Origin of the sequence: Mycolicibacterium phocaicum, from assembly GCF_010731115.1 — a bacterium.
Lineage (GTDB): Bacteria > Actinomycetota > Actinomycetes > Mycobacteriales > Mycobacteriaceae > Mycobacterium > Mycobacterium phocaicum.
Window position 1 is genome coordinate 2,292,823 of the sequence record NZ_AP022616.1, and the last position, 8,752, is coordinate 2,301,574.

The 8,752-nt window shown below is 63.9% G+C and carries 9 protein-coding genes; 5 read left to right on the forward strand and 4 right to left on the reverse strand.

The features are described from left to right. Positions 1-36: 36 nt before the first annotated feature. Positions 37-636 (reverse strand): DUF2510 domain-containing protein, encoded by a 600-nt coding sequence (locus tag G6N46_RS11030; RefSeq protein WP_138248282.1) that lies wholly within the window; start codon positions 634-636, stop codon positions 37-39. Positions 637-787: 151 nt separating this feature from the next. Further along, a complete protein-coding gene (locus G6N46_RS11035; RefSeq protein WP_138248281.1) occupies positions 788-1,147 on the reverse strand; it encodes a DUF732 domain-containing protein in 360 nt (119 codons plus the stop codon). A gap of 302 nt (positions 1,148-1,449) precedes the next feature. Here G6N46_RS11035 and G6N46_RS11040 point away from each other — a divergent pair, with 302 nt between their 5' ends. Both G6N46_RS11040 and G6N46_RS11045 read left to right on the forward strand, forming a co-directional pair. Then, positions 1,450-2,649, forward strand: coding sequence for an IS110 family RNA-guided transposase (locus G6N46_RS11040; protein ID WP_138248280.1), 1,200 nt, complete (start codon positions 1,450-1,452; stop codon positions 2,647-2,649). 109 nt (positions 2,650-2,758) lie between these two features. Then, positions 2,759-3,865, forward strand: a complete 1,107-nt coding sequence (locus tag G6N46_RS11045) for an HNH endonuclease (protein ID WP_138248279.1) — start codon at positions 2,759-2,761, stop codon at positions 3,863-3,865. Here G6N46_RS11045 and G6N46_RS11050 read toward each other — a convergent pair. Continuing rightward, positions 3,816-4,160: a hypothetical protein gene (locus G6N46_RS11050; RefSeq protein ID WP_138248278.1), complete on the reverse strand. Its 345-nt coding sequence runs from the start codon at positions 4,158-4,160 to the stop codon at positions 3,816-3,818. The genes G6N46_RS11045 and G6N46_RS11050 overlap by 50 nt on opposite strands. After that, a complete protein-coding gene (locus G6N46_RS11055) occupies positions 4,157-6,574 on the reverse strand; it encodes an AAA family ATPase (protein WP_138248277.1) in 2,418 nt (805 codons plus the stop codon). The genes G6N46_RS11050 and G6N46_RS11055 overlap by 4 nt, the downstream gene beginning before the upstream one ends. A 222-nt stretch (positions 6,575-6,796) precedes the next feature. Here G6N46_RS11055 and G6N46_RS11060 point away from each other — a divergent pair, with 222 nt between their 5' ends. From G6N46_RS11060 to G6N46_RS11070, 3 genes are read left to right on the forward strand one after another with little or no spacing between them, the layout of a single operon-like run. Next, positions 6,797-7,285 carry a hypothetical protein gene (locus tag G6N46_RS11060; protein WP_138248276.1) on the forward strand — a complete coding sequence of 163 codons (489 nt, stop codon included), beginning with the start codon at positions 6,797-6,799 and terminating at the stop codon, positions 7,283-7,285. Beyond that, a complete protein-coding gene (locus G6N46_RS11065; protein ID WP_138248275.1) occupies positions 7,269-7,688 on the forward strand; it encodes a type II toxin-antitoxin system RelB family anti-toxin in 420 nt (139 codons plus the stop codon). Before G6N46_RS11060 ends, G6N46_RS11065 begins: the two co-directional genes overlap by 17 nt. Continuing rightward, positions 7,681-8,682 carry a hypothetical protein gene (locus G6N46_RS11070; protein ID WP_138248274.1) on the forward strand — a complete coding sequence of 334 codons (1,002 nt, stop codon included), beginning with the start codon at positions 7,681-7,683 and terminating at the stop codon, positions 8,680-8,682. The genes G6N46_RS11065 and G6N46_RS11070 overlap by 8 nt, the downstream gene beginning before the upstream one ends. Positions 8,683-8,752: the final 70 nt, after the last annotated feature.

An 8,752-nucleotide genomic window follows, 5' to 3' on the forward strand; every position in this document is an offset into this window, starting at 1 on the left:
TTGCCTTCCCGCCGCTCCCTGGCACCACGGCTTGGCTCACAGCGGGTCCGACGGAGGCATGTACCGTCCGTGCATCCCACGCGGATCGCCCTGCTGATAGAGCTGGTCCTCAAAGACGGCGCGATCGGCGAGCATGTCGCGCTGGAACTGCTCGTGGCGCAGCTGCTCCTCTCGCTGCTGTGCAGCTTTCACCGCCCAGAACACGAACCCCGCCAGCATCGCCAGCGCGACGAAAACACCGATGAGCCACGGATGTTTACTCACGGTGCCCAGCACGAACAGTCCGACGAAGACCGCGCCGATGACCTTCGCCCCGGGGTTCGTTGTTCGCACGAGAGCGCCGTTGCCGGCGACGGCCACCGCGGAGGACCCGCCACCGCCGAAGATGGCCGCGAGGATCCAGATCGGCAGCCACAGGCCGCACGTCAACACCGTCAGGACAAGATGCAGTGCATGGCTGGTGCCGCCGCCGGCTGATACCGCCACCGCGACGGCATGCGCGGGTGCCGGCGCGGGCGCAGTCGGTGGGGTCGGTACGAAGTGTGTCGTCCACCGACGACCGTCGTGGTAGCGCTGGCCGGGCTGACCACCGGGGTCCGGATACCAGCCGGGTGCGGGGGTTGAGGGTCTGGTCATTGATCGCTCCTATTCATCGCGGTCGGGGTGTCGTGCTCTCAACCGAGCCGAACAGAATGGCATGGGGCACCGACATTGATCGTTTGGTAGCAAGTGCGGTTCCGTTGCCATAGGCGCGTCCGCCACTGCACATCGCACCGCTCGGCCGACGTCACGCGCGGACGCCTTCACCCGTGGGTTGGTTCAGGAACGCATCGATCACCGGCTCAACGTCAGGGCACATGTTGTCGGCAGCAGCGACGACAATGGTGGCCGACTCATATCGCGCGTAACCCACCCGGCTCAGAAAGCCAAGCGCGCCGGGCACGCCGGCGCCCGAACGCAACAGCCGACAGGTCATCTTGCCGGCATCGATGACGCCCGAGATCGACGAGTAGTAGACGCCGTTGTTGTCCAGGTTCGAAACGAAGTCGTACTGGTCGGCCTCCGCAGGACCCGCCACGAAGAGCCCGACAAGCGCCGTGGCGGTAGCGGCGAGCAACACGCGTACGCGGCTGAGGTTGGTAGTCATCGGGGTCTCCGTCCTTCTGAGAAACGCCCGCTTCCCGCGAGCCCTATAGACTGACAGACCCCACCGACATTGATGATGGAAGAGCGTTACCGCGCTGGTCGTGACTCCTCCACCGACTGACGCCCTGCTGGGTTGTCCATCACTTGATCTGTCCGGCCTGCGTGGTAGCGCGTCTTGTTCACGCCGGACAGGACGGACATGACCTAATCAGGAGCCTGGCCGTTCCTTATCAATGTCTTGTCTGCCCGCCCTGGCCGGTGTGTGCCCCACCCGAATATCAGGTCAGAAGGGACACCATCATCTTGACAGAATCCCTCGATGTCGTCGCCGGCGCGGACACCCACGCCGACACCATCCACGTCGCTGCGATCTCCATGACCGGCGCCACGCTCGGCGATAAGGAGTTCCCGACCACCCGCGCCGGCTACGCGGCGGCCATCAGGTTCCTGATGACCCTGGGCCACATCGTGCGGATCGGGGTGGAAGGCACCGCCAGCTACGGCGCCGGATTCACCCGGGCACTGACCGCCGCCGGCATTGAGGTCGTCGAGGTGACCCGCGCGGTCAAGTCCACCCGCCGCCGCAAAGGGAAGTCCGATCCGCTCGATGCCTACAGCGCGGCCCGGACCGCGTTGGCCGGCGATCAGCTGGCCACCCCCAAAGACGATGCGACCGCGGGGCTGCGCGCCTTGCACATCGCGCGCCGATCAGCGGTCAAGCACCGCACCGCGGTGATCAACCAAATCAAGGCCATGCTGGTCTCAGCACCGGACACGGTGCGCGAAAAGTACAGTGGTTTAACAACATTGACGTTGATCGAGGCGATCGCCCGCTGCCGACCCGACACCCAGGCCGAGCCGTGGGCGCAGTCGCTGCTCGTCGCGGCCAAGATGCTCGCCCAGCGGGTGCAGTTCCTGCAAACCCAAGCCGATGCCCTCGAAGCGCAGATCGATGCGATCGTCACCGCCGCCAATCCCGGGTTGCGGGCGGCTTACGGCGTCGGTCCAGATACCGCCGCCCAACTGCTCATCACCGCCGGCGCCAACCCACACCGGCTGCACAGCGACGCCGCCTTCGCTGCCTTGTCCGGCGCCGCACCGGTGCCCGCGTCCTCGGGCAAAACCAACCGGCACCGCCTATCCCGCGGCGGGGACCGCGCCGCCAACAGCGCACTGCACCGCATCGCCCTGGTGCGCATGTCCAGTCACCAACCGACGAAAGACTACGTGCAGCGACAGAAATCAAAAGGCCACAGCAAGAAGGAGATCCTGCGCAAACTCAAACGCGCGATCGCCCGGGAAATGTTCAAACTGCTGACCCGACAAATCGACGTGCCCGAATACGCCGACCTGCGCCCCGCCCGGCAGGCCAAGAACATCACCGTCACAGCCGCCGCCAACCACTTCGGAGTCTGGCCCACCGTCATCTCCCGCATCGAACGCGGACTACAACGCGACGACGCCTTCGCCGACACCTACAGAAACTGGCTCAACGTGGCTTGACACCAATAGGAGCATCAAGTTCGGTTGTGTGCACGAAGGGCCCGGGTGGCCGGTTCGGACAAACCGAACGCTTTAGTACCGACGGTTCACGACGTGGTACCAAGATCAGATGCCGGACGCCATCGATCCCCTGCTGCTAGGCCAGCGCGTGGTGGCGATCCTGGAGACCGGCGTGCGGGTTGCGACGTACAAGCTCGCCACTCTCATGGCTCTCATCGACCATTGCATCGAGAATCTGCCAGAGCACCCGGCAGATCCGCTCACGGTGCCGATCCCCGATCTTGCGCACCGCGTGATGGAGTTGTACTGGCGACAAGTCCGTCCCTTCGAGGGTCAGCTTCTACGACAGTCGAGCGGCGAGCGCGAGCGAATTCCGCGCGCTGTCAGAGCATTACGCAGCGCGTCGGGCGCTTCATCCCTGAGCGTCGCGATGATTACAACACCGGACATCTATCGGGCAAGCATCGACGAAATCGGTCTGTGTCTCGCGCAGCAACCGCTCTATCGCCTTCAGCGACTACCCGGCTCCGAGGCCAGCGAACCGTTCCTGTACGACGACAGCTTTCTGCACTCCAACGTTTCTCGCCGTGCCCTACGTGACCACGGTGATGCGATCGTGCTGATGCCCGGCGTGGCAACGGGCCTCGCTCGGCTTGCGGGGCTGCTCAAACCTGCGCTGGAGATCATGTGGGTCGACGATGTGCGCCGGCTCAACACGTTCCTACAGGCCGACGTTCCTGACATCGCCGGGCACCTGTTCGGTCGCGACCGCACCGCGTTGACCGCGGTGCGCGGACCGTTCAAGGAGGCGTTCGGCCCGCACTGCTTCTACTGCGACACCCATCTGCCGGCCGACAACCCGATCGACCACGTACTGCCGTGGTCGCTGGTGGGTATCGACGGCCTGGCCAATCTGGTGCTGGCATGCACCCGATGCAACTCCGACAAGCGTCACGCACTGCCGGCGGTTGCCATCGTGAATCGAGTGCTGACGCGCGACCAGCAGGTGCTGGAGCAGATTGCCGAAGAAATCCGTTGGCCTACTGAATACAACAGGGTGGTCGCCGCGGCTCGAGGGATCTATCGCGGCCAGCCGCCGGGCATCGCGACATGGTCGGGCTACAAATCGAGTGTGCGGTTCGATGTCGGGTTCGCACCCGGGTGGATCACTGCGAAGCCGGCAACAGAGACGCGACCACCTCGCACAGATACCTGACTTCAGACGCTGAGGGCTGCAGTTCGAAGGCGTGGACATGGCACGCACTGCTCAGGCCGCTCCAGGCACGCGATGCCCAGTCAGCAGCCTCGGCGGTGTCCAAGGCCCGCAACACAATTAGCCGACTGCGGGCATTGGCCCACGGCACCGCAGCGTCCAGGCTCTCACAGCGCGCCGCGATGATCTCTTCGAGCGCCTGACGCGCCAGGAACGCTGCCATCCGCGGCGCCAAACCGTCGGCGCGCGACTTGGCCAGCATCTGCTGTGCCTGAGCGAGAAGAACAACCGCGCTCACCGCAGGGCCAGTAGATCGTCGACGGCGCGGTCCAGGTCGGTCGCGTCCTCCTTCGAAATCACATGCCCCGCACCGTGCATGCCGGCGTTACCGATGTTGAGGGCTCGCTTCCGCCAGGATTTGGCCTCAACCCATTCGGTGACATCTGCTTTGGAATCGCCTAGTACCGCCAGCGCCAACCTGCTCCGCGTTTTCTTGGCCGATTGCCAGTTGTCCTCTGACTCAACCCGTGAGCGTCCGGCCCGCGACTGCCGAGCGAAATACGCTTGCTTGGCGGCTTCTTCGAGCGCCATCCGGAAGAGGCTGGGTGCCACGCGCCTTTGGACGTCATCAGGTACGTCCTTGTCCCGGACCACTGCCAACGCATCATCGACCAACCGCCTCGCCGGGTTCATGTTGGTTCGTGTCTTGACCTGTGATTCGGTCGAGCGCACCACCTCGACAAGGCGAGCATCCACACCAGTCTCGCGGATCACCGAGGCCAACCGGTCGTCGTGCGAGAACACCACCACCTGATGGGTCGTGGCGATCTCCACCATCACCCGAACGAATCCATCGATCTTGGCTGGGTCCATGGCTTGGATCGGGTCATCGAGCACGATGAAACGGAAGGGACTCTTCCCCGAAGTCGCTCGCGGCAGGAACAGCGCCAAAGCAACGGCGTTCTGCTCCCCCTGGCTCATCACCGACAACGCCTGCGTCGGCTTGCCGTCCACCGAACCGCCAAGCATCACTCGGCGTTTGGTCGCGGTGCCGGCAAGCGTGATGTCGCCGAGTTCGACGTTGCTTTCCTGCCGCAGCAGACTCCATATATGTCGAGCCTGCTCGGCAATCGGTTTCAGCCGCATATTGCGAAATGCGGTGCCGTTGTCGGTGACCCATTTCTTGGCTGCCGTCGTCGCCCTTAGCACACCGTCGAGCTCGCAGGCCTTCTGCTCCAATGGAATCCATGCCGCGACTTGCGCGGCCAACGGCGCCCAGGCATCCTCACGCTCGGCCAACTGCTGCTCGGCCTGAGCCCGCAGCAGTTCCGCGGCGCCGACCACATCGACCAGCTTGGATTCCAGGTGGTCCGCAAGTGCCGCGTCACCGACGGGCAGCTGGCCCGCAGCGGCAACAGCGGTGTTGAACGCTTCCATCGCTGGGAGGTCGATGCCCGGGACTGCCTGCGCCGGCCGGAACCGCGAATTCAGCTCCGCCGCAGCCGTCGTCGCTGCCTTGAGCTCCGTTGTCGTCGCTCGATATTCAGCGAGGGCGGCTTCATCGTCGGAGATGGCCGACCGGGCGCTCTGGGCCCATGCTGCATCCAGCTGTCCGACGCCGCACACCGGGCAGTCGCCGTCGCCGGCCTCGTCGTGGAAATCTAGTGCAGCCTTCAAAACCGAAACTCGTTTGTCTGCAGCAGCGATCACACCCGCGCCGGCGGCTTCCACTGCCGCACTCGCGACCCGTAATCGTGTGGCACACGCCGAGATATCCTCCACCGAAACGACTTCGAGCTGAGTCAACGCGCGCAGCGCATGAATGACACTCTGCTCGGACGTGCCCGACCCAGTGACGATGGCTAAGATCTCATCGACCGGCCGGACGCGCTTGTTGAGCAGCGTCACCAAGCCTGGGGATCGATCGTCGTCAGAATCCGCCAGGGCCGCGAGCGCCTGTCTGCGCGCTGCATCAGCAGCGTCGCGAGCCGACTTGGTGTCTTTGAGGTTGGCAGCCAGCTTCTTCTCGACCTCCGCCAACACCTCCAAGCCCAACAGCTTCGCCAGCGCGTCATACAGTTTCGACGGTCCGCCGTCGAACAGCTGCCCCAGTTCCTCGTAAGACAACACGGGCCGGCATAGATCAAGCGGATGCGCCCAACCGAGCGAGTCAACGCCCGGCACCCGCTCCTGGCTCGGGACCTGGGTCCACATCTCGCAGTCGGCGAGCGCAGCGTCATCGGTCCAGTCGACACCGACGTCGATCGGCCCTGTGCCCTCCCTCGTGAATCCGACGCGCACGGTGGTGGGACTGGGCTTGTGCAGGTTTCGCCACGACTCAGCCCACAGCGCCTGCTTCTCTTTCCACCGATAGCTGGTCCCGGTCAGGGCCAGCTCCAGCGCTTCAGCGAAGCTCGATTTACCCGACCCATTGCGGCCGCTGACCACCGTCAGGCCAGGGGCCGGATGCAGGTCGAGTTTCGCGGTCGATCCGATGCCGCGGAAGCCGGACACTTTGATGCTGGTGAGAAACGTTGGCGACCAGTCTGTTTCGGCGTTCTCTCTGTCTCCGTCTCCGACGTCCGCGAGCGCGGCGAGCACGACCTCCTTGGCTGCTTCGTCGAGTTTCTCATCGTCCTCCAGCAGCCGGACGATGACATCCTGAACCGATTCCTCGCTGCCTGCCGGATTGCCCTGTGATTCTTGAGCCACGCATCGATTGAACTACGAGGCAATGACAGCCTGACCGGAACCCGCGATATTGTCGCTCCCGGCATGCAGGCAGCAGCCAGTCGGATGTCGGTGCACCGTGACACGATGACGCCCATCGTTGACAGCATCAGTTCCCGCGCATGCGCGCCCATCGCACAGGAGCTTGCGTGAACGGTTTAGCGTACGCTAAAGTGAGGGAGAGTCATGAAGAGGCGGTCTATCGTGAAGGGCCAGATGCATCAGGTCGACTGCGCGGTTCGCGAGGACGGACGCTCACCGGCTGGCGAGTTCCTTGACGCTCTGAAGAGCGGCGCATGGGGCCAGACCGGGGACACGGAACCGTTAGATGAGCAGATTGGCGACTATCACTGGTTTCTCAATGCGCTGCGACACTGGGCAAACACTGGCGAGCCGGTCTACCGGGACGCCGTTAAAGCGCTCGACGAAGGCGTGTGGGAGTTCCGCCACGGCGATAAACGCCTTACCTTCTTCGACACCGACGGGCGTGGTGGATACACGGCCAAGCTGCCGATACGCGACTACCGCGATGCCGAGGCGCCCGAAAGCGAGTTCTGGCAGATCCCGAACTTCGATCCGCTGATCCGCGTCGGCCACGCGTTTACCAAAGTCAGCCAGAAGACCCTGCCACACGATCTTTCAGAATCGGAGAAAGTCAGAGAGGAGGATCTCGCTCATGATCGACCCAACTGATCCGACGCTGATCGATGAGGAAGCGGCAACCGACAGCGGTGCTCAGGGTCTGGCGGCCGCCGACCTCGCCGGTCAGGCTATGCGACTTCTGCATCAGGCGCTTGATGTCTCCGACCTAGATCAGAAGGCCCTCGCAGAGAAGCTCGGTGTGACGCAGGGCCGTGTATCGCAGGTGCTGAACGGCGACGGAAATGTGCGGATTGCAGCGCTGGCGCGCTACCTCCGTGCGCTTGGTTACGAGACCCGGCTCTCGGCGACACCGGTAGACCCAGGCCAGCCCGCCCTGCCCCGGGCGTCGCGTCGTCGCCGAACGGAGCCAGAATCGCGACAGGCCGTCGACGAGAAACGCTACGTCGCCCGCCTGCAGAAGAAGCGCTCCCGCGTAAGGACGTCGAATGGGTGACGCGATCGAGACCACGGCGCAGCTCATCGAACTCGCAGATCTTCTCGAGGTCGTTTTCCACGAACTCGTTGCTAGCCGCGTCACCGAGGCGACGGCGCGCGAGCTGACCTTGCGTTCGGAGGAGTTGCATGCGCCCGGCGATCCCGAGTGCGAAGCTGAAGTGAGTTTTCGCACTCGCGTTGAGGACCATAGCCTCGCAGTGGGGGGCCGAGTTGAAACGTGCAACGCCTACGGCAGTTTCGTAGTCGATTGTGAGGCCGTCTTCGCTGTGCCGGTGCCGGTGTCGCGCAACAAGCCGGAGATTGTCCGAGAGTTCGTCGAGCAAGTCGGAGCGTTGGTGGTGTTTCCCTACGTCCGCGCTGCGGTGGCCTCACTCGCATCCCAGATATCAGTACCAGCGCCGCCGCTGCCGCTGCTTCGTGTGGGCGACGTGGTGCTCAGGCCCGACGAGGAGCCAATCGTCGAAGAGCCACCCTCAGACTTCTACATGCGCGGGACGATGTCGGAGACCAGCGACGACGGCAGCCAAGTACAGTTGGCCGAGTTTTTCCTCGACGACGACACCGGATTGGTTTCTCGGTTCGGCGGGGAGGGCGAGACGGCCGACCTCGACGAGCTGCTCAACGGTATCGCCGCGCTGCCACACCCCGACGAAATAACGGCAAAGTGGATGGTGCACCAGTACGGGGAGGAGTCAGCCCGCCAGTCTATGGAGGCACTGCGCGCGGCCCAAGGGGACGCGGCCACTGACGCCGCCTTGGCCGAAATCGACCAAGCTGTCGCAGAAATCGAAGCAGAAGACGCGCTCGTTGCGCTGAATGAGGCGGTCGAGCATCTAAGCGATGTACTCGCAGTGACGAGACAATTCGCCGGCGGCAACGAAGCCGGCGAAGACGTTGATGCACAACGTCTTCCAGCGGCACTATTGGCTGCCGCCGAGAACGTGGTAGATAGTTGGGCGCGCATTAATTCCATGCCGCACGGTGCGGGCTAGCCACTTGAACGCTTGCAATTGAAGTCGCCATAGGCAGATCAACAAGCTCGGAGGTTTGCAAGAACTAAGC